We start from the raw sequence: 25,146 nt of genomic DNA on the forward strand, positions 1-25,146 counted from the left end.
ATGTGCGGCGCCCTTGGAGGAATCCCCGCATGCACACGTTCATCGAACACGCCCGTTCCTTCCCCGCCCGGGTGGCCGCGGCCGGCGAGTCGCTGGCCCCGCTGGCCGACGGCCAGCAGCCCGAGGCGCTCTTCGTCACCTGCTCCGACTCGCGCGTCGTCCCGTCCCTGATCACCGGCGCCCGGCCCGGCCAGCTGTTCGAGCTGCGCACCGCCGGCCAGATCGTGCCCCGCTACAGCCTGGACCGGCCCACCGGCGAGGCGGCCACCATCGAGTTCGCCGTCGAGGTCCTCGGCGTCACGGACATCGTGGTGTGCGGGCACTCCCAGTGCGCCGCCGTCGCCGCGCTGGCCCGCGGCGACGACCTGACCGCCGTCCCGGCCATGAGCGGCTGGCTCGCCCAGGCCGCCGAGCCGGTCCGCTCCGAACGCCCGTCCGAACGCGACCTCGACCACGCGGTCCGCGAGCACGTGCTGGCCCAGCTGGAACGGCTGCGCGGCTATCCGGTGATCCGGCGGCGGCTGGACGACGGGCGGATCACCCTGCACGGCTGGTTCTACCAGGTGCACACCGGCCTGGTGTTCGCCCACCGGCCCGGCGACGACCTGTTCCTGCCGCTGTGAACGGGGGACGCGTCATGACCGCGCAGACCTGGCGGCGCGATCTGGCCGCCTCGCTCGTCGTGTTCCTGGTCGCCCTGCCGCTGTGCGTGGGCATCGCCGTCGCCTCCGGCGTCCCGGCCGAGCTGGGCCTGGTCACCGGCATCGTCGGGGGCCTGGTCACCGGCCTGCTGCCGGGCAGCAGCCTGCAGGTCAGCGGGCCCGCCGCGGGCCTGACCGTGCTGGTGTACGACGCGGTGCAGCAGCACGGCATATCCACCCTGGGCGTGCTGGTGCTGGCCGCCGGGCTGCTGCAGATCCTGCTCGGGGCGCTGCGGCTGGGCCGCTGGTTCCGGGCGATCACGGTGGCCGTCGTGGAGGGCATGCTCGCCGGGATCGGCCTGACCATCATCGCCGGGCAGCTGTACGCGATGGCCGACGTCACCGCCCCCGGCTCGGGGCTGGGCAAGCTCGCCGGGCTGCCCGCCCTGGCCGCGGAGGGGTTCGGGTCGGCCGCCACGCTCACCGCGCTGGCCGTCGGCGTCGGCACCATCGCGGTGCTGGCGGCCTGGCCGCGCCTGCCCGCGCGGGTGCGGGTCGTGCCCGCTCCGCTGGCGGCGGTCGCCCTGGCCACCGCCGTGGTCGCGGTGTTCGACCTGCCGGTGGCCCGGCTGGAGGTCAACGGGCTGCTGGCGGCGATCCGGCCGCCCGGCGCCGAGGACCTGGCCCGGCTCGCCGAGATCGGCGTGATCGGCACCGTGCTGGCGTTCGCGCTGATCTCCTCGGCGGAGAGCCTGTTCAGCGCCGCCGCGGTGGACCGCATGCACGACGGCCCGCGCACCGACTACGACAAGGAGCTGATGGCCCAGGGCGCGGGCAACACCGTGTGCGGCGCGCTCGGGGCGCTGCCGATGACCGCCGTCATCGTCCGCAGCTCCGCCAACGTCAGCGCGGGCGCGCGCACCAAGGCGTCCCGGGTGCTGCACGGCGTGTGGCTGCTGCTGTTCGCGGCGCTGTTCCCGGCCGCGCTGGGGATCATCCCGCTGGCCGCGCTGTCGGGCGTGCTGGTCCACACGGGCTGGAAGCTGGTCCCGCTCGGCCGGCTGGCGCCGCTGTGGCGCGAGCACCGGGGCGAGGCGATCATCCTGGCCTGCACGGCGATCGCCGTGGTCGCCCTCAACCTGTTCGAGGGCGTCCTGCTGGGCCTGCTGCTGGCGGTGCTGAAGACCGCCTGGGAGACCTCCCACGTCAGCGTCAAGGTCGACGACGAGGGCGACGGCCCGATCCGGGTGACCCTCACCGGGAACGCCACGTTCCTGCGCCTGCCGAAGATGCTCGACGCCCTGGAGGCGCTCCCGCGCGACCGCCACATCGAGCTCGACCTGACCGGCCTGCGGCACCTCGACCACGCCTGCCGCATCGCCCTGACCAACTGGGCGGACCGCCACAACGCCCGGGACGGGGAGGCGCCCCCCGCCGTGGCGATCGTGGGCACCGCCACCTGACCCCTGTGTCGGGGGTACGGCCGTACCGCCCCGACACAGGGCTTCGCCGCCACCGTCAGGCCCCTGGCCTGACGGTGGCGGTCGCGGTTCCACGTCGAACGTCTCCGCGTCGCTGTCCGCCGCGGTCGACCTGACCGGCCACCGCATTCTCCAGGAGTCGCCGACCAACGTGCTGCGGCACGGCGGGACCGCGCGGGCCGCCGTGTTCCCGGGCGATGGTGATGTGGAACGACAGGTTCGAGAAGTGCTCGACGGAGGGTGGACGCAGATCCCAGAAGAGGCGCATCCGCGGGGTGTCGGGTGGAATCCGTATGCCGAAAGGCGGGGTTTGCGCTATGGGCGGAATCGCTGTGGGCGGACAGGTATGGAGCGGGGGAGAGGGCGCTTATAGCTTCGGGGGTGTGGAACTCGTTTCGTTGACTTCTGACCTGCATTTTCTTCGGTTTCCCGTCGGGCACGTCTATGTGTGGCGCGACCCGGACGGGCTGACCGTGATCGACAGCGGGGCCGCCGGGTCCGCGCCGTTCGTCGCCGAGGCGATCGGCGCACTGGGGTGCCGCACTTCCGACGTGCGGCGGCTGGTCCTCACGCACAGTCATGTCGACCATGTCGGCGGGGCGGCCGAGATCGCCGGATGGGGGGACGTCACCGTTCTGGCCCATCGCGCCGACGCGCCCGTCATCAGGGGCGACGCCGAGGAGGCGCCGCCCGTCCTGGCCGACTGGGAACGGCCCATCTTCGAGCAGGCCAACGCGCAGATCGCGCCGGGCCGCCCGGCCCCGGTGAACGTCGACCGCGAGGTGGAGGACGGGGACGTCGTCGACTTCGGCGGCGGGGCCCGTGTGGTGTCGGTGCCGGGGCACACCGAGGGCAGCATCGCGCTCTACCTGCCGGGGCCGCGGGTGCTGTTCACCGGCGACCTCGTGGCCCGCGATCCGCAGTCCCGCGACCCGCGGGCCCCGGTCATGCTGGGCGTCTTCAACACCGACACCGCCCGGGCCGCCGCCTCGTTCCGCCGCCTGGCGGAACTGGACGTGGAGGTCGCCTGCTTCGGCCACGGGGAGCCGGTCACCGCGGACGCCGCCGGCTTCCTGCGGGCGACCGCCGAGAAGCTGCCGTCCTGACCGTTGACCTCGACCATGATCGAGGTTGCAGGCTGCGGTCATGGTGTTCACCGAAGCGGAACGCGCGTACCTGACCGAGCAGCCCCTGGGCCGGCTCGCCACTCTCGGCCCCACCGGATGGCCGCAGGTCAAGCCGGTGGCCTTCTGGACCCGCGCCGACGTGATCGAGATCGGCGGCCCGGGCCTGTCCGGCGGGCGGATGTACCGGAACGTCCGGGCCGACCCGCGGATCTCGTTCGTGGTCGACGACATGGCGGACCACCCGGTGGGCCCCGGCGGCCAGACCGGCCGGGGCATCGAGATCCGCGGCCGTGGCGAACTCCTGACCGTCGAACGGCCGTTGCTCGAGGGCTTCACCAAGGACGTCCTGCGCATCCACCCCCGCCGCATCGTCGCCTGGAACATCGACGGCCCGGGCCCCAACATCCGCGACGTCACCTGATCCGCCGCCCATTCCGGGACCGGTCGCGGCCGTCTGCGAATTCATCACGGATTCCGGGCGGCGGCCGGACCGGGCGGTGCGTTCCGGGGGTGAGGTCGTCCGCAATCCGCCATTCGGCCCATGGGCCCGTTCACCCGGGACGGCGTCGCAGGACAGGATCCTGGACGCCGTCCTTTCCGGCGGGGCGTCAGGCGGGCTGGCGGCCGGCCACCAGGGTCTTGACGAACTTGCCGACCATCAGCACCGGCAGGATGAACGCGTAGAAGAACAGCGTGTACTCGCCGCCCTCGAAGATGAATCCGAGGTATACGGCGTACCCGAGGAAACCGACGCCGAAGAGGACGTTGAGGATCCGCTCACCGACGCTCATCCCGCCGCCGATGGCGCCCAGGGCGAGCATCACGATGCTGGAAAGCGCCAGCAGCACCACGTACCAGGAGAACGTGGGGTCGGCGGAGAAGTCGAGGTTCATGTTTCTTCCAGGGGGTGTTGTCGTGACAGAGGTCGAGGAACTCTAGCGGCCCGTCACCGCACGGTGCACCGTATTTTGCGGATTTGTCGGGAAAGGCCGTGTGCGTCCGGTGAAGTCCCTCCGACTACGGCCGTCCGCTCGGCGAAGCGGCCGTAGTCGACGATCTCGGACATGCGCGGCAGCCTACGGACGACCACCGACAAAACCGCGCCGCCCGCCCGCCCCCTTCGGGCGGGCGGCGCGGAGCAGGAGGCGTTCCCGGGCAACGGGTTAATCGACGACGAGGCGGACGCCCCCGAGGAAGGTGGAGCCGCGGCGGGACGGGCCGCTGCCCTCGCGCTGGCGGCGGACGACGTAGGCGCCCGGCGCGATGCCGGTGCCGCCGTGCTCGGGGTGGACGAGGTAGGCGGGCGCGGAGGTCTGCAGGACGCCCAGCGCCAGGCGTTCGACGTCCCAGAAGTCGGTGGTCCACCGGCAGGTCCCCGCGTCGGCGACGAGGGTGTGCGGGTTGCCGCCGGAGGCGCTGCGCAGCAGTTCCAGCCCGGAGGGCGGCACCCGCCGCCAGTCGGCGGTGTCGCGGACGGTGACCTCGGGAACGAGCGCGCGCGGGATGACGATCAGGTCGCCCTGGGCCTGCAGCCCGTCGATGACGGGAACGGTGACCTCGCGCTCCAGATGGTCCAGTACGTCGAGGCCGGTGCGGGCGGTGAGGTCGGCAAGGGTCACGGTCATGGCGCATCACCTTCATGTGAAGACAGAGCCCCCCAAGACGAGGGGCGCGGACGACAAGGACTCAGGTACGGCGGACGAGCTGCGCGTACAGTTCGCCGGACAGCCCGTAGGACCAGCCGGCGGCCTCGATCGGGTCGTCGATGTCGGTCGGAACGGTCAGCCCGTAGCGGCGGCGGTGGCCGTCGCGTTCCACCGACCCGTTGACGGCCAGCAGCACCCGCGCGCCCGGCATGTCGTAGAGCCGCAGCTCGCAGCCGGGATTGCCGGGGTCGGGGGCGGCGCCGACGAGGGCGAGGCCCGCCCGGGAGACGTAGGTCTCCCAGCCGATCCGTTCGATGGCCGAGCGGCGCACCTCGATGTTGGGCTCGGCATGGATCCGCTCCACGGCGGGATCCTCGATCACCCAGCCGGGAACGTGGGTGCCGTGCAGCACGTGCACGCCCCACCCGTCGCGGAAGCGGACCGCCGGACCGTCGTCCCGGTGCAGCCGCACCTGCCCGTGCAGGCCGCCGGGCATCGGCTCCCAGTGCACCTCGGCCGGCCGTTCGGACACGACGCAGACGCCCTCGCCGGGCCACCACCAGCCGCCGCGCCGCGCCAGCTCCGCCCACAGGTCGAGCTGCCGGGCGTCCTGGCGGGCGAGGCGCAGCAGCCCGAGCCGCCGCCAGGCGTCGTGGCGCGCCACCCAGTGCGCGTCGTGCTGCCCGTACCAGGTCAGCCAGTGCCGTTGCCCCCGCACCTTGTGGAACGCCGTCCGCAGCGGGGCCGCGACACAGTCGCGCAGCGAGGTGCGCAGCGAGTCCGCCACCGTCACCTCGACCAGCCGCTCCGGACGGACCCCGTGCCGCAGCGCCTCCTCCGGCGGAAGGCTCTCCAGCGGCACCGCGAGCGCGGGCCGCAGCCTTCCGGCGGGCCGCCGCCGGAGCCGTCCGTCCAGGTGCCCGCGCAGGTCCGTCATCAGGCTCGCCAGCCGTGACGCGACCGGCGGCAGGTCGCTCGTCCGCAGCAGGGACCCCGCCGGAACGACCTGCGTCCCCAACCCCGCCAGTACGGGCACCGCCGCGGCGGGAGAGTCCACCCACACGAACCGGGGAGGTCCCGCGCCGACCATCTCGTACAGCCCGCGAACGGCCGTCTCGAACGCCTCCCGCTCGGCGGGGGCGGTGCTCAGCCCGCGGGCGAGCCACTCATCGCGGATATCGATCGCCTGCCGCGCCGGCGGCAGGTCGTGCGCCGGGCTCACCGGCCGGCGGCGGAGCCGCCTTTCCCATCGATCATGCGCCGATGATGACGACCCCCGCCCGGGCCCCGCAACGCATTTTCCGGCCTCGTGGGGGCCGGCGGCGGCCCCACGAACGATCAGCGACCGGCGGAGATGATGGCGGCGATGCAGCGTTCGGCCAGGGCGGCGATGGACAGGGACGGGTTGCCGCCGCCGACCGTGCCCGGCAGCAGGGAGCCGTCCAGGACGTACAGGCCGGGGTTGCCCTTGACACGGCCGTACAGGTCGGTGGCCTCGCCCAGCACCACACCGCCGAGGGGGTGGGCGGTCATGGTGATGGGGGCCGACAGCGGGTACGGCGAGAGGCCGGGGTTGGAGTCGAGGATCTTCTCGGTGAGCTTGGCGGCGGCGGCACGGGACGGCTCGGCCTTGTCGGGCGTCCAGTTCGACAGCCGTACCTGCCCACTGGCCCGGTCGTAGGTGAACCGGCCGCGGTTGTCCAGGTCGACGGTCATGGTGAAGCTGTGGCACACCGGGGCGTTCCGAGCCCCGAACAGGTACCAGTTCTCCGCCCGCATCGGCACGTCGAACTCGTCCTCGACGAACACGCCGCTGGCGCACGGCGACCCCTGCGACGTCCCCACGGGGCTGCCGTCCCGGTACACGTACAGGTTGTACTGGTCGCCGTTGTCGCCGAAGCCCGCGCCCACCTCGTCGGGGAGCTGCGGCAGGTCCCCCCTGTCCCGGGCCGCCACCAGCAGCCGGTTGGTGTTGAGGGTCCCCGCGCACACGAACAACTGCCGGCAGGTGAACGTCTCCTCCGCGACGACGGAGCCGTCCTCGCCGAGACGGCGCACGTTCACCGCGTACCCGCCGCCCGGCGCGCGCCCCAGGGAGACGACCTCGGTGAGCGGCTGCAGCCGGACCCGGCCGGTGGCCAGGGCGGCGGGCAGGTAGTTGCGGGTCAGGCTCTTCTTGGCGCCGTTGCTGTTGCCGAAGTCGCTCTCCCCGATGATGGCCGAGGCCCGCACCTGCCCGGCCATCTCGCGCCGGATCACGTCCCAGTCGAACGTGGAGTCCAGCGGCGCCGGCGCGTACCCGGAGCGGGTCAGGTGGGTCTCCCAGACCCGGGAGTGGGTGAACGGCGAGGAGGCGTGGATGTCCTGGGGCATGGGCGACGCCCCCAGCATCCGCCGGACCAGCGGGTACCACTTCTGCGCGAACTCGTCGTACGACAGGTCCTTGTAGATCCGCTCGAAGTGGCGGCGGGGCGGCGCGACCGTCACGCCGGTGTAGACGATGGACCCGCCGCCGACCGCGGCCCCGCAGGCGATGTCGAGGTTGCTCTCGTTCGACACCTCCATGACGCCGGGCGCGGGCGGGAACGTCACCGCGGGCACGCCCGGGTAGTCCGCGTCGGGCCGCATCCAGAACATCTTGTTGCTGGGCGCTGCCTGGTTGCCGATGACCTGCTCGGTGTCGTTGGGGATGGGCCACTCCCGCCCGCGTTCCAGCACCAGCGTGTCCACCCCGGCCTGGCCGAGCCGCAGCGCGGCCACCGACCCGCCGAACCCGGAGCCGATCACGATCGCCTGGTAGTCGCGGCGGGCGGTCTCCCGCGCGTACGCCCGGCCGCCCGGAGCGCCGATCGTCGCGGCGGTCAGGGCGGCGAGCGCGCCGCCGGCGGACAGGCCGACGAACTGCCGACGGGTGAGTGCTGTGGACATGGGGGGCTCCCGGCGGAACGAAGGATGACGCGAGGCGTGAAGATCGTCGGCAAGGATGCCGCCGGTTGGAACGGGCCACCATGAGGTCCGCCGCGACTTCGCCGTCCGCGGTTTGTCACCCGGCTGACAAGTCCGGGCCGGGCCGGAAAAGATGGCGCGGCGATGTCCGGGGTAGGAGGGCGGCGCCGACGTCTCCGGTGAGAGGCGCCGCACGGGCGCCGTGACCGGAAGGGGACACCGTGAAGTACATGATCATGCTGTTCGGCTCGCAGCGGGACTACGACGCGATCACCGGCAAGGGCGAGGGCGCCTGGCCCGTCGAGGAGGTCGCCGCGATGCACGCGTTCATGGAGAAGTGGAACCGGGAGCTGGTGGAGTCCGGCGAGTTCGTCGACGCGCAGGGCCTGACCGCGCCCGTCCACGCCCGCCGCATCAGCCTCCGCGACGGGGCGCCGGTGGTGACGGACGGCCCGTACGCCGAGACCCAGGAGGTGCTCGCCGGTTACACGATCGTGGAGTGCGACAGCTTCGACCGGGCCACCGAGATCGCCGCCCGCCTCGCCGACACCCCGCACCCGGCGGGGACGACGACGCAGGGCGAGTGGCACGTGGACATCCGCCCGATCGCCGAGACCACCGCCGACTTCGACCTGTGACCGGGACCGCCGTTCCCGAGGACCTGCTGCGCGGGCTGGCGCCGCAGGTCCTCGGCGCGGTGGTGCGCCGGTACGGCCATTTCGACCTGGCCGAGGACGCCGTGCAGGAGGCGCTGCTGGCCGCCGCCCGGCAGTGGCCGGACCAGGGCGTCCCCGGCGACCCCCGCGCCTGGCTGATCACGGTCGCCGCCCGCAGGCTCACCGACCTGCTGCGCGCCGAGCAGGCCCGCCGCCGCAGGGAGGACGCCGTCGCGCAGTGGGCGGTGCAACGGACGGCGCCGCCCGCCGACCGTGTCCCGGCGGACGCCGACGACACCCTGATCCTGCTGTTCCTGTGCTGCCATCCGGCGCTGTCGCCGGCCTCCCAGATCGCCCTCACGCTGCGCGCGGTCGGCGGCCTGAGCACGGCGGAGATCGCCCGCGCGTTCCTGGTCCCCGAGGCCACGATGACCCGGCGGATCACCCGCGCCAAGCAGCGCATCAAGGACAGCCGGATCCCGTTCGCCCCGCCCGCCGCCGCGGACCGCCCGGCGCGGCTGGCCGCGGTGCTGCACGTCCTCTACCTGATCTTCAACGAGGGGTACGCGGTCACCTCGGGCCCGTCGCTGACCCGCGCCGACCTGTCCGCCGAGGCGATCCGGCTGACCCGTCTCGTTCACCGGCTGCTGCCCGGCGACCCCGAGGTGACCGGCCTGCTGGCGCTGATGCTGCTCACCGACGCCCGCCGGCCCGCCCGCACCGGCCCGCACGGCGAGCTGATCCCGATGAACGAGCAGGACCGGTCGAAGTGGAACGCCGCCTACATCGCCGAGGGCGTCGACCTGCTCTCCGAGGCCCTCCCCAAGGGCGAACCGGGCCCGTACCAGATCCAGGCCGCGATAGCCGCCCTCCACGACGAGGCCCCCACCCCCGAGGCCACCGACTGGCCGCAGATCCGCGCCCTGTACGAGGTGCTGATGCGGAGTTCGGACAATCCGGTGGTCGCCCTCAACCACGCCGTCGCGGTCGCCATGACCGATGGTCCCCGTACGGCGCTCGACCTGGTGGACGCTTTGCGTCCGCGCCTTGCGGAGGACCACCGCCTGTACGCGGTCCGTGCGCACCTGCTGGAAATGGCCGGTGACATCGACGGTGCCCGGGCCGCCTACCAGGAGGCGGCCCGCCGCACCCACAGCCTCCCGCAGCAGCGCTATCTCAACGCCCGCGCCGCCCGCCTGGCGTCACCGGGGTGAACGGGCCGGATCCTGCTCGGGGCCTGCGGGCCGCTCCGGCGATCCCGATGCCCGGGACCCGGCCGTCATCCTCGTCGACCGTCGTCCCGGGACGCCGGCGGTGCGGCGGGACAGGCCGGGCTCCACCGGCTCGAGCCCTTGAGCCGCTCGATGCCGCGCAGGTGATGCGGAACGGCGCCGGTCCCGGGCCTCCACCGCCCGTCCTTGGAACTCCCGCGCCACCTGCTCGCCGACGATCCGGTCGATCTCGAAGTCGTCCTCGCCGCCCGGCCGGTGGTTCCGGATTCGCGCCGAGTGCGGGACGCCGCCGCCGTCGGTCCCGCTCTGCCCGTCCAGGTGCGGCTCCATCGTCTCGGGGTGCTTCCGGGCCGGTGGCCTGCCGCTCATGTCGCCTGACGCCGTCGATCCGGCTCGATCCGGCCGCGAGATCCGGGCACAAGGGGGCCGGCCGGGTCGTCTCGATCCCGGCCGGCCTTGCGCGAGGTCCGCCCGCTCGACGGGCGGTGATGCGGCGCCTCGAGGTCAGGCGTAGTGGTGGTGGTCCTTGCCGTCCTTGTGGCCGTTGTCGTGGTCGCCGTGGTGGCCGTCGTGGCCGTGGTGGTCGCCGTAGCCGTTGTGGTGACCGTTGTGGTCGCCGTAGCCGTGGTGGCCGTTGTGGTGACCCTTGTAGCCGTCGTGGTCGCCGTGGTGACCCTTGTAGCCGTCGTGGTCGTCGTGGTGGCCGTTGTAGCCGTTGTGGCCGTCCTTGTGGGCGTCCTCGTAGCCGTGGCCGTAGCCCTTCTTGTGGCCGTCCTCGTACCCGTGGCCGTAGCCCTTCTTGTGGCCATCTTCGTAGCCGTGGCCGTAGCCCTTCTTGTGGCCGTCCTCGTACCCGTGGCCATAGCCCTTCTCGTGGCCGTCGCCGTACGGGTCGCCGTGGTGGCCGTCGTCCTTCTTGTCGTCGTAGTAGCCGTCGTGGTGGCCCTTGTCGTCGTGGTGGCCCTTGTCGTCGTGGTGGCCCTTGTCGTCGTAGTCCTTGTCGTGGTCCTTGTCGTCGTCGTGGTAGCCGTTGTCGTCGTAGTGGTCGTGGTGGCCCTTGTCGCCGTCCTCGTAGAACTCCTTGAGGATTTCCTTGTAGAAACCGTAGAGTTCGTTGTCGTAGTCGCACTTGTCGTCGTGCTTGTCGCACTTGTGGTGGCGCTCGTAGTACCCGTCGCCGTTGGACGAGTAGTAGTCGACGGTGACGTAATTGTCGTCGTCGCCGGCCCAGGCGGCCGGAGCGGTCAGCAGCAGACCGCCGAGGGCGGCGGACATGACGCCGACACCGGCCATTCGCTTGATCATGTGAGCCTCCTTGCTCATTGCGGGATAAGCGCGCTGTGGTGCCCGCGATGTGCGGGGCACGGCTAGAGATAGCCAGCCGTTAAGCGCGCCATGCCGCCCGAGCGGAATGGATCACACCCTTGGAAATATCATTGCCGGGGGCCGGAACGACGGCATCGGAAATATGGGATGACCGCGTACCGCATGATCGTTCCATGGATCGTTCTTGCGATACGGAAAGGCGCGGATTCCCGCCCCATGAAAGAACGCTCCGCCTATAGCAGAAGGCCCATGTAGTACTCGTCGACCGTGTCGCCGCGGACGATCGCGGACGCGCGGCGCAGCCCCTCCACCTGGAACCCGCAGCGCGTGTAGAGGGCGAGCGCCCGGCGGTTGTGCGTCATGACGGTCAGCTCCAGCCGGGTCAGCCCGCGCGACCGCGCCTCCGCGACCGCCGCCTCCAGCAGGGCGCGTCCCACGCCCCGCCCCGTGTGCGAGGCGCGCACCCCCATCACCACATGTCCGCGATGCCGGACCCGCGCGTACGGCATGACCGACACGCTCACGAAGCCCACCGGCCACCCGCCCTCGACGGCGACCACCCGGTAGGAGAGCCGCGGTCGTTCCTCGTCCGGAACGGCCCGCTCGCCCGGCTCCATGAGCATGAACGTCGATTCCTCGTCCAGCACCGCCCGCAGCTCCTCGAGCGGAGCGTCATCGGCGGGAACGGCGAGCCTGATCTCCACAGAACCTCCTCCACCAGGCCGCGCGCCGACGGGGACCATCGCCCTTCCAGACGCCCGCAGAGCCCGCGTACGCCGTCACTCCAGCGGCGGGGCCTTGCGGTAGGTGCCGCGGTAGCGCGCCGGATCGTACCGGCGCTCGCTGTCGGCCAGCTTCGCCTCCGCCGCCTCCAGCAGATCGATCCCCAGCACGTCCGCCAGCCGGACCAGGTAGTTGACCACGTCCCCGATCTCGGCCCGCACCCGCCGCGCCGCCTCGGGATCGTCCATGACCGCCGCCGCCTCCTCGGCCGTCAGCCACTGGAACTCGGCGACCAGCTCGCCCACCTCCCCGGCCAGCGCCATCACCAGGTTCTTCGGCGTGTGGTAGTGCTCCCACTCCCGCACCGCCGCGAACTCCCGCAACCGCCCCGCCAGCTCCCCGATCTCACCCACCCCGCCAGACTAGGACCGCCGCGGACGACCCGCCGCAGTGAGCCATTCCGGCGCAGGCGTGCACGCACCGCGAACCGGAAACACCCGCCGATCAGGGACGGCTGCGGGCGCGCCCCAGGGCGAGAACCGCACCCGGCCCCATACCGGGATGACCGGGACAGGAGGCGTGCCGGATCTCAGCGGATGAGGCGGGCGAGGAACTCCTGGGTGGGCGGGTCGACGGAATAGAGGACGGTGCCTTTCATGCCTCGCGTGAGCAGGACTTTGTAGGTGTTGCGGATCAACCGGTCGGCCTGCTCGTCGCTGACGGTCCGTGGCTTGAGCGCCGGGTCCTTGCTCTTCGCCCGTACGGTCACCAGACGTCCGTCGCGGTAGACGATGTCGGGGCCGAGGATGACCCCGTTCCAGTCGTACTCGAAACCCTGCGCGGTGTAGACGCAGCCGACCTGCTCGAAGCCGCCGTTCTGGGTCGCCCACAGCGCACTGGGCGGAGCGTCGCCGACAGCCCGCTCGCCCTTGACGTTCCATGGGCGCGCCCAGTCGCCGACCACCACGTCGGACACGAGAGTGCCGTTCTGGGGGTCGCTCCACGGCCAGCAGAACCCTGCGGTCATCCGGGCGGAGTCGCCGCTCTCCAGCCGGTCGCGCAGCAGGGCCTCGAGTTCGTGCGGGGAGTCGGCGAGCGTGACGTCGAAGCCGTCGTCGCCCTCCCAGGGCTCGGGCGGGGCGTCGTCCAGTCCGAGCAGGCGCAGCACCCATTGCTCGTACTTGCGGCTTCCCCCGCAGCGGAACTGCTCGTCGAGGGATATCTCGATCACCCCGAGCCCCTTGGCCTCCGCGTGCTCGCGGATCTCCTGCACCGTGCCGATCTCCCCGGGCCGCACGACCTGGTGCTCGTCGAGCAGGAACACCGGCACCCGGGCCGCGTCGATCAGCTCGTCGACCTGCGGCCGTCCGGTGCGCAGGCGGGCGGGCGTGTACCGGTTGGCGGACACCTCACGGATGCGGTGCGCCTCGTCGCAGATCAGCACGTCGAGCCGGTTCTTCTCGGCCTCCATGAAGTTGTTGAAGTACTTGAACAGTTCCTTGGTCTTGGTCGAGCCCTTGGCCACGTGGCGGCGCATCGTCTCCGTGAACGACCTGGAGCCGGTGGCGTGCAGGACGCCGAAACCCTGCCGGGACAGCTCGCCCAGCAGCGACAGCGCGATGACGCTCTTGCCGCTGCCGGGACCGCCCTTGATGATCACAACCGTCTTGACGTCCTCCTGGCGGGCCTTGCCCACCTTGTGCAGGACCGTCTCGTAGGCCAGGCGCTGCTCGGCGAGCAGGACGAACTGCTCCTGGTTCTTGATCTCTTCGGCCGCGAGCTTCAGCAGTTGCTTGGAGGGCCGCACGCTGCTGTTCAGCAGCCGGTCGGCCGCCCCCGCCCCCGGCTCGGGCGCGAACCGGTCGCGCAGGTATTCCACGAACGCGCCCCGGGTGCTCTTGGTGAAGAGCCGCGTGCGTTCGTCCACCACCGCGTCGTACAGGTCCAGCACGTCACCGCGCTCGGCGTTGTGCAGGTAGGCCGCCGCATGGACGGCGTCCGGATGGTCGGCCAGCACGGTCGCGAAGTCCAGGATGTAGTCGCAGTAACCCTTGGCCTGCAACGCGGGGTGCAGCTTGGGCCGGTCGCCCATGGTGTGGACGAGGACCCGGTTCGGATCCTCGTCCCACACCTCCGCGCGGCTCCACTGCTTCAGCTCGATGACGAGGTAGGCGTCACCGCCCGTACGCCGGTCCACCCCCGCCAGAACGACGTCGGCGCGTTTGCTGGTCAGCGGGAGCCGGTACTCGATGAGCATCTCCACGTCGCCCAGACCGGCCTCGACCAGGTCCTCCGCGACCACGGGAAGGCTGCGCTCCCAGGACCGCCGTTCGGACTCCGAAACGCGGACGCCGTCCCTCATCCACATCTGTTCGGCGATGACCTCGGCGAACCTGCGCTCGGCCGGCGACAGCAGCGATGCGGCGGTGCGACGGAAGACCGTCACAGCACGTACCCCCAGGCAGCACGAAACTCGTGCGGTATGGGGGCATGTCCTGGACCGACGGCGGGGCCGTCAGCGGAAGCCCGTCGGGCCGCAGCTCCTTACGCGCAGCAGGCTACCGACGATCACTGACGGACCGGGTCGCCATCGCGGCGTACGTCCGATTGCGGACACGGGAAACCGATGTGGAGTCCGGCGGTGGTCGGGTTCTTATTTGGTGGTCAGGGGGTGTTGTTCTTTGTGCGGGTGGCTGTTTTCCGGGGTGTCGGGGTTCTGGGGCTTTTCCTCGTCGAGGTGGGAGGGGGTGGCCGGTTGCGGGACGGTGGGGGCGGCGGCTGCGGCCTTGCGGGAACGGAGGCCGAGCAGGGCGTCGATCAGGAGGAACGCCGCGAGGGAGATGCCCATCAGGGGCAGGAAGTAGCCGACGCCGAGGGCGACGGCGGCCAGGGGGACGAGGACGGCCCAGTGCACCTGCCGCCAGGCGCCCCGCTGGTACGGCCGGGCGAATCCGCGTGTCGGGCGGCGCCGCCACCACATCCGGTAGCCCAGCACGATCAGCGTGATGACGCCGGCCGCCAGCGCGGCCAGGAGGAGCTGGTTGACCAGGCCGAACAGCAGGCCCATGTGCCCGTCGATGCCCCAGCGGGTGAGCTTGGCCGCCAGCGGGTAGTCGGCGAAGCGCAGCTCGGCGACCACATGGCCGGTGGCGGGGTCGACGGCCACCTGGTCCAGCCGCTGCGGCCACTGCTTGTCGATCTCCTTGACGACGTAGGTGCCGTCCTCGCCGGGCCACACGACCTCCAGCGGGCCGGACAGCCCCTCGGCCGAGGCCGCCCGCAGGACCTGGTCCACCCCGACGTCGCGCGCCGTGGAGGCGGAGGCGCCGGCCCCGTGCGCGTGCGAGCCGTGGTCTCCGGAGGAGGCGGAGATGGCCGGGGTCGACCAGCCCAGCGCGGTGCGCAGTTCGTCGACGTTCTCCCCGGCGTACTTGGACCAGGTCAGCCCGGTGGCCGACAGGAAGAGCAGCCCGGTGACCGCCCACAGCCCGATGGCGCCGTGCCAGGACACCAGGCGCCGCAGACCCCGGGTGCCGCGTTCGGGCGCCAGCAGGCGACGCGGCCTGCGGTCGGAGCGGCGGCGGCCCAGCCACAGCAGCAGGCCGCCGAGCGCGACCACCCACAGCCAGCTCGCCGCCAGCTCGCTGTAGAGGCGGCCGGTCTCGCCCAGGTGCAGGTTGCGGTGCAGGGAGGAGATCCACGCCCGCACCGGCAGCGCGCCTGAGCTGCCGTAGCTCTCCAGCGTTCCCCGCACCCGCCCGGTGTGGGGGTCGACGAACACCGCGAGCTGGGTGCTCTCGGCCAGGCCGGGGACGTTCAGCAGGATCCTGGTGGTCTGGCCGGGTCCGGCGGAGGGCCGTACGGCGGTGACCGTTCCTTCGGGATGTTCGGCACGCGCCGCGGCGACCTGTTGCGCCAGGGGCACCTGGGCGGTGCGGGCGGGAACGGTCAGCTCGTGCCGGTAGACGACCTTCTCCACCTGGAACGACGTGGCGTACAGCAGGCCGGTGAGCGCGGCGGCCAGCAGGAACGGTGCGATGAGTATTCCGGCGTAGAAGTGCAGGCGCAGCACCAGCGGGCGCAGCGCCGCCCATCCCGCGCGTCTGGGGGGAGCGGTCGTCTCCGCGTCCGGTCGGGCAATGACGGGGGCAGTCATCAGGCGTTTCTCCGTTTGCACGGCACGCGCGTCTCAGGGCGCGCGCCACCTCGGCATGGGGGTCGGGATCTCGGGCCCATCGATCGGCGGCATGCTCGGGACGGCCGGGCCGCAGCGGGCACGGCCGGGGTACGGGCGTGAACGCCGATCAGATGGGACGGATGAAGGACCTGTTCACAGACGGCTCCCAGGCATCGGCGAGCCCGCACGGAAAGCCGTCCGGTGACATGCGCCGCCCCCGGGAGGCGGAGTTCAGCGACCGCGGAGGATCATCCGAGGGCGACCGGCCCGACGGGCGGCCCTCGCCTGCCCACCACATGACGCAGCACCGCCAGCCGCAGGCCGTGCTCCTCCCGGTGCACCACCACCGGTGCCCGCAACTCGTCGGCCGGCGGTACGCGCACCGGCCGCAAAGGCCGCAGCGCCCAGCCCGCCAGGTGACGCACCAGCGCGCAGAGCGCGGCCTCACCGCACTCCAGCCACCACGCGGTGGCCAGTACGGCCACGACATGCATCAACAGCATGTCCAGCCCGGGCAGTGCCGCGTGCCCCGCGTGCTCCGCGTATCCGGCCGCCGCGACGCCGGCCCGCGCCTGGTCCTCCGGCAGCAGCGCGTGCATGAGGACCTGGGAGGCGGCCACCGCCGGCAGGATGGTGCCCATCGTCCGTTCCCGCCCCGTCAGCGCCAGCGCGGGCACGAACAGCAGCACGAATCCGGCCGCCAGGGCGGCGTCGTCCACCCGTCCGCCGCCGAACACGTGACCGGCGGCGGCCAGCAGGACGCACCCGGCGGAGAACCCCGCCGCCCGCGCCCAGCGCACCACCGACCACACGTCCATGAGCTGTGGGGCCTCCTCACACCGTTCAGCGGCGGAGTGCCGACGGGCGTCTCCGCGACGGATCATGCCAGGCGATGACTGGTACGCAAAGAGCGCAAACGGCGTTCGATTCGCGCACCAGCGGTCCTCGAAGTCGCCGGATGGTCACGGTGTGTCGACTGCACGGCCCGCGATCAGCGCGGACGAGGCCAAGGACGGGAAATCGAGGGCCTGAAAAAGGCCGTCACATAACCGGTCTTGTGGCAGGGCCGGTTTCGGACTGGGGCCGTGGTCGACCGGTGACGGCGAGGTCGTGCAGACAGGCGTTCCCGGCCAGTGGGTGCAAGCCGATGGTCAGGAGGCCGGGCCGTCCTCGCCGAGGGCGCCCAGCGGATCGGCCAGGAGGGCGGCGAAGCCCAGTTCGGCGGCGCCGGTGAGGGTGGAGTCGTATCCGAGGGCGGCGGTGCGGAGTTCGACGCGGTCGCGGGAGACGGGCAGGACGCCGGCCGCCACGCGCGCGTGGATGCGGGGCGCCGCGCCCCGGTAGATCTCGCCGAGCGTGCCGCCGAAGACGACGACGCCGGGATTGAAGAGGTTGATCAGATTGGCCACGCCGATCCCGAGCCAGTCGCCGACCCGGTCCAGAGCCCTGCGGGCGGCCGCGTCACCGCCGTCCGCCGCCGCCACGACGGCCCGCACGCCGTCCCGCCCGACCGGCCCGCCGGCGCGCCCGGACGCCTCCAGCAGCGCCGCCTCGCCCACCTCCGCCTCCAGGCAGCCGCGCGAGCCGCAGTTGCAGGGACGGCCGTCATGAGGGTTGACGATCATGTGCCCGAGCTCGGCGGCGTAGCCGTCATCGCCGTCCAGCAGCCTGCCGCCGACGATGATGCCGCCGCCCACCCCGACATCCCCGTGCAGGTAGACGAGGTTCCGATGGCCGACGCCCGCACCGCGTTCATGCTCGGCCAGCGCGCCCAGATGGGCCTCGTTGCCGACGGCCACGGGCAGCCCCAGCCCCAGCCGCCGGCTGAGCGCGGGCGCGAAGTCCAGGTCGGTCCAGCCCATGTTGGGGGCCAGGCGCACCATCCCGTCGGCGGCCCTGACCAGGCCGCAGTACGACGCGCCGACCCCGACGCACCGCGCGGCCGGGGGCGCCGCCGCCACGAGTTCGCGGCCGAACCCGGCCAGGACACCGACCACCTCGTCCAGATCGGCGTGCCTGCTGCGCCGCCGGGCCGCCTCCCTGCGTTCCAGCACCGTGCCGCCGAGCCCGACCCGGGCGGCGACCAGCCGGTCCACCGCCACATCGAAGGCCAGCACGTACCACCGGTCGCCGGCGGGCCGCACCACCAGCGGCGGCCGGCCCGCCCGCCCCGTCGCCCCGGAAGCCTCCTCGCGCACCAGACCCGCCGCCGTGAGCTGCGTGGTCAGCGCCAGGATCGTGCTGCGGTTCACCCCCATCCGATCGGCGAGCCCGGCCCGCGACATCGCCCCGTACCGGTGCACCAGCCGCAGCAGCACCCCGAGATTGCGCCGCCGCGTCGCCTCCGGCACCTGCCGCACGGTCACGGCACCACCCGGCACGAGGGGGGACGACATGGCTCCTCCTGAACAACGCAATGCCGCCACGCTACCCCGGCCGCCGGGGATTTCCGGGGCCCGGGAAGGCGGCTCACCCGGCGGCGCGAACGATCCGACGCCCGCGCGGATCCGCGCGTCCTGGACGTCGCCGGACGGCCGGTGCCGGCAAGGGGCCACGGCAGAGGCCGGATCGGCGCCATCGCCCAGGCTGCTCTGGGAACGGCGGGCGGGTGGGGTGGTGAAGGGTCACCCGGGCGCCGGAGTGGCTGGGTGAGGTCCGCCGTTCCGGCCGCTCGTCCGGGTGAGCGTGACTGCGGCGATGGTGAAGGCGACGGCGGAGCCGAGGGCGATGGCCCAGCAGTGCGGAGGCAGCGGGCTGGATCCGAAGAAATGGCTGAGGCCGGGCAGCTGCACGATGGCCGCGAGCACGGCCAGGGAGGTGAGGCCGGACCCCAGGACGAGCGGGTCGCGGCCGCCCGCGGCGATGGTCTGCAGGAGCTGGGTGCTCACCAACGCGACCAGACCCGTGGTGGCGGCCTGACCGCGGGTGCCGGTCATCCGCGCCAGCAGCCACGCGGTCTGGGCGGCGCCCGCGGTGGTCGCCGCGCGGGTGGCGATGTCCCGGGTGAGCACGGCGCCCAGGGAGCTCTCCGGCCCCTCTTTCAGCAGGTCCTCGCGGGTCAGCCCGGCGGGCCGCCGGACGGCGAGCGCGATGGCCGGAAGCATGTCGGTGAGCAGGTTGACCAGCAGCAGCTGGCGGACGTTCAGCGGGCTGCCCGCGCCCAGCAGCCCGCCGCCGACCGTGAAGGCGATCTCGCCCAGGTTGCCGCCGAGCAGGACGGCCAGGGCGTCGCGGGTGGACTTCCACATGGCCCGGGAGTCGGCGATGGCGTCGGTGATGGTTTCGATGCGGTCGTCGGTCACCACCATGTCGGCCGTCTCGCGGGCGGCGGGGGTGGCGCGCTCGCCCAGGGCGATCCCGACGTCGGCCAGCCGGATGGCGGGGGCGTCGTTGGCCCCGTCGCCGGTGACGGCGACCACCCGCCCGCCGGCCTGCAGGGCCTGCACGACGCGTGCCTTCTGCGCGGGGCTGACCCGGGCGAACACGGCGACGCCGGGCAGTTCGGCGGCCAGCTCGGCCGCGTCCTTGCCGTCGAGTTCGCTCCCGGTCATGACGCGCCCGTCCAGCACGCCCAGTTCGGCGGCGATGGCCTCGGCGGTGCTGGGATGGTCACCGGTGATCATGACGATCTGGACGCCCGCCCCGCGCAGCCGGTCCACCGCCTCGGCGGCGGTCTTGCGCACCGGATCGGCGATGGCCAGCAGTCCCCGGAAGCGCAGTCCCCGGATGCGCGACTCGGCCAGGTCCACCCGGCCCGAGGCGGCCCGCTCGGCCACCGCGAGCACCCGGTAACCGCTGCGCGCGAGTCGTTCCACCTCCTGCTCCACCAGGGCACGGGCCGCTGCGTCGAACGCCGCCGGGGCCCCGCCGGGGCCACGCCAGGTGTCACAGCGCTCCAGGACGATTTCCGGCGCCCCCTTGACACTGAGATGCTGCCCTCCGGGGTGCCGCCCGAGCACGGCGTGGTAGCCGCGGCTCGGCTCGAAGGGAAGCTCGTCGACACGCTCCCATGAGCCGAGCCCTTCGGCCGGGTCCATGCCGAGCTGTTCGGCGGCGTGCATGACGGCCCGGTCGGTGGGGTGCGGCAGGCTCTGCCGGCCGCCGTCCTGGTCGGGGCCGGCCCGCAGCGCGGTGGCGACGACCTCGCGCAGCCAGGGCTCCGGCCGCTCGGTGGGCAGCGTCCGTACCCCGTCGCTGACCTGCCGCAGCCGCAGCCGGCCCTCGGTCAGGGTGCCGGTCTTGTCGAAGCACAGCACGTCGACCCGGCCCAGCGCCTCGACCGTGGAGGGGTTGCGGACCAGGGCGCCGCGGCGGGACAGCCGGCGCGCCGTGGCCAGTTCGGCCGCGGTCGCCACGAAGGGCAGCCCTTCGGGCACGGCCGCCACGGCGAGGCTGACCGCCGAGCCCAGCGCGCGCCCGAACGCGCGCCCCGACAGCACGTCCACGACCATGAGCACCGCCCCGGCCGCGAGCGAGGCGGGCAGCGTCGCCCGCGTGAGGGCCAGCAGCCGGCTCTCCACGCCTCCCGGGGGACGGTCTTCGGGCGCCGGCAGGGCGGTGCGTCCGATCTCGGTCTGCGGCCCGGTGGCGACGACCACGGCGGTCGCGGTCCCCGCGGCGACGACCGTGCCCTGGTAGAGCATGCAGCGGCGGTCGGCGACGGCGCGGGCGGCGCTCGGCCGGGCCACCTTGGCGACCAGTTGCGACTCGCCGGTCAGACTGGACTCGTCGACCTCCAGCCCGTCGGCCGTCAGCAGCCTGCAGTCGGCGGGAACGGCGTCGCCGGCCGTGAGCGCGATGACGTCGCCCCGGACGAGTTCGTCCGCGGCGGCCTCGATCTCGGCGTCGGGACGCCGCAGCCGGATCCGCACCGTGCTCAGTTCGACCAGTTGCCGCAGGGCCCGGTCGGCGCCCATCCGCTGCACCCCGGACATCAGGGCGTTGACGCCGAGCACCGCGCCGATCAGCGCGGCGTCCATCACGGACCCGACGATCGCCGAGATGCCCGCGCCCGCGGCCAGCGGCGGCGTGAGCGGATTGTCGAGTTCTTCCAGCGTGGCCCTGGCCAGGCCGGGGGCCGCCGGTTCCGGGGGCCTTTCGCCGGTACGGCGCCGGGCCGCCTCGTCCGCGGCGATTCCCGCCGGCGAGGAGTCCAGGCGGTCGAGCACCGCCCGGGCGGGCCAGGCATGCCAGGGCGTACGGTCCACCGGCACCGGTGCCGACCGCCCTGACAGGGCCAGTCCCGCGTAGGTTCCGGTCACCAGCGCCAGGAACGTCGCGGTGTTGACCGCCAGCAGCGCCCTGCGGGCCGCCTGGGGGGCGGGGCCCGCCGCCAGCGTCGCTCCCGCCGTCGCCCCCACGACGGCGATCCGCGCGCTGCGTGCGCTCACCTGCCGTGCCGTCGCCATGGCGTCGACGATCGTCCACGCCCCTTCCAGGCCCGGCCCGCACAGCAAGTGGGCTCCCCAGGGCGGGGGGTCGGGCGGCCTCAGGAGCCCGATGCCCACGTCCGCGGCCGCGAGCGCCGCCCCTTCGCGCGCCGAGACGACGGTGACGCCCAAGCCCTCCTCCTGGAGTCGGCGTACCGACGCTCGGAGCCGTCGTCCGCCGGCGACCCGCCGGTCGACCCGCAGCCACGGATCCGGCCGGGCGCCCACCCCCGCCGCCACGACCAGACCGGCCCTGCGCGCGGCCGCCACCAGCGCCTCGGCGAGGGGATCGGGCTCGGGCACGAGCGAGACCAGGGCGAGCAATTCCTCACCGCGGGTCAGGGCGAGCACGGTCGTCGCCCCGTGGCGGCGCATCTCCTCGGCCCGCGCGTGCTCCGGACGGTCGGTCTGCCGGGACCGCAGCGGGCCCAGCGCCCAGCCGCGGCTCGAGCGCCTGCGCCCTGGCCGGGTCAGGTCGGCCAGCTCGTGGGCGCGTTCGAGGCACTCGTCGGCGGTGGCGGCGTCCGACAGGGGCACGACCTCGTCGATCATCAGCCTTCCGGTGCGCAGCACGGAGGCGTCGATGACCACCGCGTCGACGCGGTCCAGCCGACGCAGCGCGTCGGCGTCGCGGACGAGGATCCCCCGGCCGGCGACGACTCGGCCGAACCGGGCGGCGAACATCTCACGGCCCAGCCGGGCCGCTCGTGGCACCCCGGAGACCAGCGCCCCCTGCGCCCGGCGCGCGTCGCGGGTCACGGCGAGGGTGCCCAGCGACGCCCCCAGCGACAGCGGAGCGAACCGCAGGACCCGTTCGATCGGGCCCGGCGGCAGTGGGACCGGACGCGGCGGCGTGTCCAGCGGATCGATCCGGTGCACGCCGGTGACGCCGTCCCGGTCGTGCTCGTACCGGCTCCACGTCTTCCGGTGGGCCCGCAGCTCGACCAGCCGTGCAGTCCGCTGCACGGCCTCGACGGCGAGCCCCGTCACCTGCTGGGCCAGTGTCAGGGCGAGCACACCTCCGCCGCCGAAGAACAGGTCCGCGGCGGGCACGCCCACGCCGCGCTCCAGCCTCGCCCGTATCCACGGCGTGAGATCGGCCATCGCCATCAAGGCGGGAACCGCGGGCGGAAGGCGCACCGCACGCGCCGCCCTGCCGGCCACGGCGACACCGCAACCGGCGACCGCCGCCCCGAGGAACACCGCCTCCCGCGCAAGCGTGGACGCCTCTCCCGCGATCGCGGGCGCGAAGGAGGCCCGGTCGAAGCCGTGCCGCCGCTCGATCTCCTCGACGACGGCGATGAGATCGGCGACGGGCGCGTTCTCGTCGTGGCTCACGATGACACGGCCGAGCACGGCGTTCACCTCGACGGCGCGCACCGCCTCCACGCCCGGCAGCGCCCGTTCCAGGTCCTGCGCCATCGGCACAGACCCGGCGGTGTGCAGACCCCGCACCTTGACATGGAGACGGCCGGGGCAGACCCGGACCACACGAGGCGTGACCGCTTCGGCCACGAGACGGCGAGCGGCTCCGGGCACCGGAACCCTTCTGGCTGCGGACAGCGGCAGCGCTCCGGCGGCCTGTGCGGTGGCTGCGAGCAACCGACGCAGTGGCATGCCTGCTCCATCCGTCTTCCCACGTGCCGCCTGGACTGCGGGGGCACGCATCACATCCCGCTGCCCGCGCGATGCCGGCCTATGCGGCGCATGGCGGCTCCGTTGCAACGGCTTGGGGAGAGCATGGAAGACGCGGCGGGCATGGCCCGTGGGCGAGCCCGGGGCTCACGGCATGGGTGGAGTTGGCGGCGATTTGTGAGGCGGCGGGTTGAACGGGTGACCCGCTGTTGAACGATGACACCATGGGCCCGATCCGGCATCAGGCCAGAACGCTCACCGATCACGTGCTCGATCAGGTGCGCGGCTGGCCCGCGCTGCGGGTGTGCCGGGCCGAGTGCGGCACGGGCCGGGCACTGGCGGTGGGCACCCGTCAGATCGTGCACTTTCCCAGCGAGAACGAGGCCGAGGTGTATCTGACCGGGCCGGTCGTCCACCGTATGCGTGAGGTACTGCTGAGGTGCGGCCCGGTGCTGCCGGAACCTCCCGGCCCCTGGATACGCCTCCGGCTGGGCGGTGACAGCGACGCGGAGCTGCTGATCTCGCTGATCAGCGTGGCCATCAAGGCCAACACCGCCGCCGCGAACTCCACCGCGGCGCCCACGCCTGCCCCAGAGCGATGCTGCGGCGATTCGAAGGCCGCCCGCCGAGGGCCGCCCAGTGAGGTTTTCCGGTGATGGGCATCGCCGGGCGTCGTCGAGGGCCAGGGCGGCCTGGGCGATGACGCCGATCCGGCCAGGGCCGAGGGTGACGTGGCGGAGGGCGCGTCGGCGTTGCTCGAGGCGGACGGCGGCGTTCGCCCAGGGCTCGGGTGGCGCGCAGCAGCCGGTTGCAGGTGCGGGTGCCGGCATCGTGCCGATCTCGGCCTTCTCACGACGCCGGTCACGGACGTCGTTCAGAAACCCCGCTCTCTCACCCGGGCCAGGAGACGAGCCCACTCCCGCGGGGCCACTTCCAGGATGACGGCGGGGTCACCCTTGGTGTCGCGTACGCCAATGGTGCCGTCGCTGGCGCGTCCGATCTCAACACATCCCCCGTTGGGGTTGCTGTGGCGCGACTTACGCCAGCCAACGTACCGCTTGGTCATCTGCCGGATCCTGCCTGCTCGGTAAGCCGTGCGAGCACCTGCTTCAAGAAGGCAGTGCTGTCGAGGGGAGACAGCGCTGCTGCTCGCAGCCGATCGTACTGCTTCATATATCGGTCTACATCGTGGCTCTCGGTGAGCACGAGGTCGGTGGTGGCTGTGTCCACTACGGCCACAGGAAGATCATCTGGGGTGGGGAAGGTGAAGAGGAAGAACGATGCCTGCGGGAGAAGACCTCCGGGGATCAGGACGTCGTGTGGGAGCACCCGAAGCGTGATTCGTGGGTGATCCGACATCACCTTGAGAAGGTGGCGGATCTGAGCAATCATCACTGCGGGCGGCACGTTGAGCCTGTAGAGGATGCTGTCCTCCAGGACTGTCTCACAGCGCGGGCCATCCGGCCGTAGTAGGTGCTCCTGCCTCTGCACACGAGCGTTGGCCATGCGCTCGGGTCGGTAGCCGAGGGGACCCTGGTTGCGGTCGAGGTCGATGAGCGCGGACGTGAACTCGGGTGTCTGCAGGATCGCCGGGAAGTTGGTCTGACTGTAGACGCTGATCGACGCGGCTCCGGCCTCCAGGCTGGCGAAGAGGCGTTCGCGGTGGCCGGTGGAGATGCCGTACCGGTCCCACCAGCCCTTCTCGGCGGCGTCACGGGCCAGATGGAAGAGCCGGTCCCATTCCCGGCCGGTCACCTCGAAGACCTCCAGGATCTTCAGCACGTCCGCCAGATCAGGGCGTACCTGCGCGTTCTCCATCTTTGAGATCTTCGAGCGGGACTGGAAGGTCAGCCGGGCGACGTCGCCTGCGGTGAGGTTGTGTTCTTCGCGAAGACGCCGCAGCTCGCGGCCCAGTCGCAGGCGGCAGATGTAGGGGCTGGGCATCCTCACTCCCAAGATCGACCCTGAGGGGTATTGACACGATCACTGTACGTATAACCCACAAAAGTGTTCGGGGAAGGGTGAACCCTGAGTCAGGACGGAACGGGCACGGCAGAAATTCGAACGTTCTGATTTCTCGAGCCCCGGTGTGGATCGGTGATAACTGCGGCCGAAAAGCATGATCGG

Annotated in this window: 22 protein-coding genes; 7 read left to right on the plus strand and 15 right to left on the minus strand. The window is 72.6% G+C overall.

The window, feature by feature from the left end:
• Positions 1-29 precede the first annotated feature (29 nt).
• The 4 genes from HNR21_RS18420 to HNR21_RS18435 all read left to right on the plus strand — a co-directional run bounded on the left by HNR21_RS18420 (position 30) and on the right by HNR21_RS18435 (position 3,670).
• Positions 30-623 (plus strand): carbonic anhydrase, encoded by a 594-nt coding sequence (locus HNR21_RS18420; protein WP_182706153.1) that lies wholly within the window; start codon positions 30-32, stop codon positions 621-623.
• A gap of 14 nt (positions 624-637) precedes the next feature.
• A complete protein-coding gene (locus tag HNR21_RS18425) occupies positions 638-2,104 on the plus strand; it encodes a SulP family inorganic anion transporter (protein WP_182706154.1) in 1,467 nt (488 codons plus the stop codon).
• Positions 2,105-2,520: 416 nt separating this feature from the next.
• Positions 2,521-3,228 (plus strand): MBL fold metallo-hydrolase, encoded by a 708-nt coding sequence (locus tag HNR21_RS18430; RefSeq protein WP_246442237.1) that lies wholly within the window; start codon positions 2,521-2,523, stop codon positions 3,226-3,228.
• A gap of 40 nt (positions 3,229-3,268) precedes the next feature.
• Positions 3,269-3,670, plus strand: a complete 402-nt coding sequence (locus tag HNR21_RS18435) for a PPOX class F420-dependent oxidoreductase (RefSeq protein ID WP_182706156.1) — start codon at positions 3,269-3,271, stop codon at positions 3,668-3,670.
• 187 nt (positions 3,671-3,857) lie between these two features.
• On the opposite strand, the gene HNR21_RS18440 is transcribed toward HNR21_RS18435, so the two are convergent.
• The 4 genes from HNR21_RS18440 to HNR21_RS18455 all read right to left on the minus strand — a co-directional run bounded on the left by HNR21_RS18440 (position 3,858) and on the right by HNR21_RS18455 (position 7,823).
• The gene (locus HNR21_RS18440; protein ID WP_119731014.1) at positions 3,858-4,142 is read right to left on the minus strand and encodes a hypothetical protein; all 285 of its coding nucleotides are present in this window, start codon (positions 4,140-4,142) and stop codon (positions 3,858-3,860) included.
• Positions 4,143-4,412: 270 nt separating this feature from the next.
• Positions 4,413-4,874, minus strand: a complete 462-nt coding sequence (locus HNR21_RS18445; protein WP_182706157.1) for a DUF8820 family protein — start codon at positions 4,872-4,874, stop codon at positions 4,413-4,415.
• Between the two features lie 61 nt (positions 4,875-4,935).
• Positions 4,936-6,117, minus strand: a complete 1,182-nt coding sequence (locus HNR21_RS18450; protein ID WP_182706158.1) for a DUF6745 domain-containing protein — start codon at positions 6,115-6,117, stop codon at positions 4,936-4,938.
• 116 nt (positions 6,118-6,233) lie between these two features.
• On the minus strand, positions 6,234-7,823 hold the full coding sequence (locus tag HNR21_RS18455) for a GMC oxidoreductase (RefSeq protein ID WP_182706159.1): 1,590 nt from the start codon (positions 7,821-7,823) through the stop codon (positions 6,234-6,236).
• 248 nt (positions 7,824-8,071) lie between these two features.
• On the opposite strand from HNR21_RS18455, the gene HNR21_RS18460 reads away from it, so the two are divergent.
• Positions 8,072-8,479: a YciI family protein gene (locus HNR21_RS18460; protein WP_220500867.1), complete on the plus strand. Its 408-nt coding sequence runs from the start codon at positions 8,072-8,074 to the stop codon at positions 8,477-8,479.
• The gene (locus HNR21_RS18465; RefSeq protein ID WP_182706161.1) at positions 8,476-9,711 is read left to right on the plus strand and encodes an RNA polymerase sigma factor; all 1,236 of its coding nucleotides are present in this window, start codon (positions 8,476-8,478) and stop codon (positions 9,709-9,711) included. Before HNR21_RS18460 ends, HNR21_RS18465 begins: the two co-directional genes overlap by 4 nt.
• On the opposite strand, the gene HNR21_RS18470 is transcribed toward HNR21_RS18465, so the two are convergent.
• The 9 genes from HNR21_RS18470 to HNR21_RS18510 form a co-directional block, all read right to left on the minus strand.
• Positions 9,700-10,098 carry an SAM-dependent methyltransferase gene (locus HNR21_RS18470; RefSeq protein ID WP_182706162.1) on the minus strand — a complete coding sequence of 133 codons (399 nt, stop codon included), beginning with the start codon at positions 10,096-10,098 and terminating at the stop codon, positions 9,700-9,702. The genes HNR21_RS18465 and HNR21_RS18470 overlap by 12 nt on opposite strands.
• 135 nt (positions 10,099-10,233) lie before the next feature.
• Positions 10,234-11,034 (minus strand): FliH/SctL family protein, encoded by an 801-nt coding sequence (locus HNR21_RS18475; protein ID WP_182706163.1) that lies wholly within the window; start codon positions 11,032-11,034, stop codon positions 10,234-10,236.
• Positions 11,035-11,288: 254 nt separating this feature from the next.
• Positions 11,289-11,759 carry a GNAT family N-acetyltransferase gene (locus HNR21_RS18480; protein ID WP_182706164.1) on the minus strand — a complete coding sequence of 157 codons (471 nt, stop codon included), beginning with the start codon at positions 11,757-11,759 and terminating at the stop codon, positions 11,289-11,291.
• Between the two features lie 75 nt (positions 11,760-11,834).
• Complete coding sequence (locus HNR21_RS18485; RefSeq protein WP_182706165.1) at positions 11,835-12,191, minus strand: nucleotide pyrophosphohydrolase; 357 nt, start codon at positions 12,189-12,191, stop codon at positions 11,835-11,837.
• Between the two features lie 176 nt (positions 12,192-12,367).
• Entirely contained in the window at positions 12,368-14,224 is a 1,857-nt protein-coding gene (locus tag HNR21_RS18490; RefSeq protein WP_312881093.1) for a DNA/RNA helicase domain-containing protein, read from the minus strand.
• Between the two features lie 207 nt (positions 14,225-14,431).
• A complete protein-coding gene (locus HNR21_RS18495; protein ID WP_182706166.1) occupies positions 14,432-15,934 on the minus strand; it encodes a PepSY-associated TM helix domain-containing protein in 1,503 nt (500 codons plus the stop codon).
• Positions 15,935-16,203: 269 nt separating this feature from the next.
• Positions 16,204-16,773 carry a hypothetical protein gene (locus tag HNR21_RS18500; protein WP_182706167.1) on the minus strand — a complete coding sequence of 190 codons (570 nt, stop codon included), beginning with the start codon at positions 16,771-16,773 and terminating at the stop codon, positions 16,204-16,206.
• A gap of 333 nt (positions 16,774-17,106) precedes the next feature.
• Positions 17,107-18,351 carry an ROK family transcriptional regulator gene (locus HNR21_RS18505; protein WP_182706168.1) on the minus strand — a complete coding sequence of 415 codons (1,245 nt, stop codon included), beginning with the start codon at positions 18,349-18,351 and terminating at the stop codon, positions 17,107-17,109.
• Positions 18,352-18,579: 228 nt separating this feature from the next.
• Entirely contained in the window at positions 18,580-22,806 is a 4,227-nt protein-coding gene (locus HNR21_RS18510; RefSeq protein ID WP_246442240.1) for a cation-translocating P-type ATPase, read from the minus strand.
• A 422-nt stretch (positions 22,807-23,228) separates the two neighbouring features.
• Here HNR21_RS18510 and HNR21_RS18515 point away from each other — a divergent pair, with 422 nt between their 5' ends.
• On the plus strand, positions 23,229-23,675 hold the full coding sequence (locus tag HNR21_RS18515) for a luciferase domain-containing protein (RefSeq protein WP_182706170.1): 447 nt from the start codon (positions 23,229-23,231) through the stop codon (positions 23,673-23,675).
• A 218-nt stretch (positions 23,676-23,893) separates the two neighbouring features.
• Here HNR21_RS18515 and HNR21_RS18520 read toward each other — a convergent pair whose 3' ends face one another.
• Positions 23,894-24,085, minus strand: coding sequence for a DUF397 domain-containing protein (locus HNR21_RS18520; RefSeq protein WP_182706171.1), 192 nt, complete (start codon positions 24,083-24,085; stop codon positions 23,894-23,896).
• The gene (locus HNR21_RS18525; RefSeq protein ID WP_182706172.1) at positions 24,082-24,963 is read right to left on the minus strand and encodes a helix-turn-helix domain-containing protein; all 882 of its coding nucleotides are present in this window, start codon (positions 24,961-24,963) and stop codon (positions 24,082-24,084) included. The genes HNR21_RS18520 and HNR21_RS18525 overlap by 4 nt, the downstream gene beginning before the upstream one ends.
• Between the last annotated feature and the right edge of the window lie 183 nt (positions 24,964-25,146).

The organism is Thermomonospora cellulosilytica (assembly GCF_014138835.1).
In the GTDB taxonomy this organism is placed as follows: Bacteria; Actinomycetota; Actinomycetes; order Streptosporangiales; family Streptosporangiaceae; genus Thermomonospora; species Thermomonospora amylolytica.

Excerpts from the sequence above, each read along its gene's own strand:
- HNR21_RS18470 (WP_182706162.1), bottom strand. The coding sequence starts at position 10,098 with ATGAGCGGCAGGCCACCGGCCCGGAAGCACCCCGAGACGATGGAGCCG.
- HNR21_RS18460 (WP_220500867.1), top strand. The coding sequence starts at position 8,072 with ATGATCATGCTGTTCGGCTCGCAGCGGGACTACGACGCGATCACCGGC.
- HNR21_RS18500 (WP_182706167.1), bottom strand. The coding sequence starts at position 16,773 with ATGGACGTGTGGTCGGTGGTGCGCTGGGCGCGGGCGGCGGGGTTCTCC.
- HNR21_RS18420 (WP_182706153.1), top strand. The coding sequence starts at position 30 with ATGCACACGTTCATCGAACACGCCCGTTCCTTCCCCGCCCGGGTGGCC.
- HNR21_RS18525 (WP_182706172.1), bottom strand. The coding sequence starts at position 24,963 with ATGCCCAGCCCCTACATCTGCCGCCTGCGACTGGGCCGCGAGCTGCGG.
- HNR21_RS18440 (WP_119731014.1), bottom strand. The coding sequence starts at position 4,142 with ATGAACCTCGACTTCTCCGCCGACCCCACGTTCTCCTGGTACGTGGTG.
- HNR21_RS18505 (WP_182706168.1), bottom strand. The coding sequence starts at position 18,351 with ATGTCGTCCCCCCTCGTGCCGGGTGGTGCCGTGACCGTGCGGCAGGTG.
- HNR21_RS18510 (WP_246442240.1), bottom strand. The coding sequence starts at position 22,806 with ATGGCGCAGGACCTGGAACGGGCGCTGCCGGGCGTGGAGGCGGTGCGC.
- HNR21_RS18435 (WP_182706156.1), top strand. The coding sequence starts at position 3,269 with ATGGTGTTCACCGAAGCGGAACGCGCGTACCTGACCGAGCAGCCCCTG.
- HNR21_RS18495 (WP_182706166.1), bottom strand. The coding sequence starts at position 15,934 with ATGACTGCCCCCGTCATTGCCCGACCGGACGCGGAGACGACCGCTCCC.
- HNR21_RS18425 (WP_182706154.1), top strand. The coding sequence starts at position 638 with ATGACCGCGCAGACCTGGCGGCGCGATCTGGCCGCCTCGCTCGTCGTG.
- HNR21_RS18445 (WP_182706157.1), bottom strand. The coding sequence starts at position 4,874 with ATGACCGTGACCCTTGCCGACCTCACCGCCCGCACCGGCCTCGACGTA.
- HNR21_RS18475 (WP_182706163.1), bottom strand. The coding sequence starts at position 11,034 with ATGATCAAGCGAATGGCCGGTGTCGGCGTCATGTCCGCCGCCCTCGGC.
- HNR21_RS18520 (WP_182706171.1), bottom strand. The coding sequence starts at position 24,085 with ATGACCAAGCGGTACGTTGGCTGGCGTAAGTCGCGCCACAGCAACCCC.
- HNR21_RS18455 (WP_182706159.1), bottom strand. The coding sequence starts at position 7,823 with ATGTCCACAGCACTCACCCGTCGGCAGTTCGTCGGCCTGTCCGCCGGC.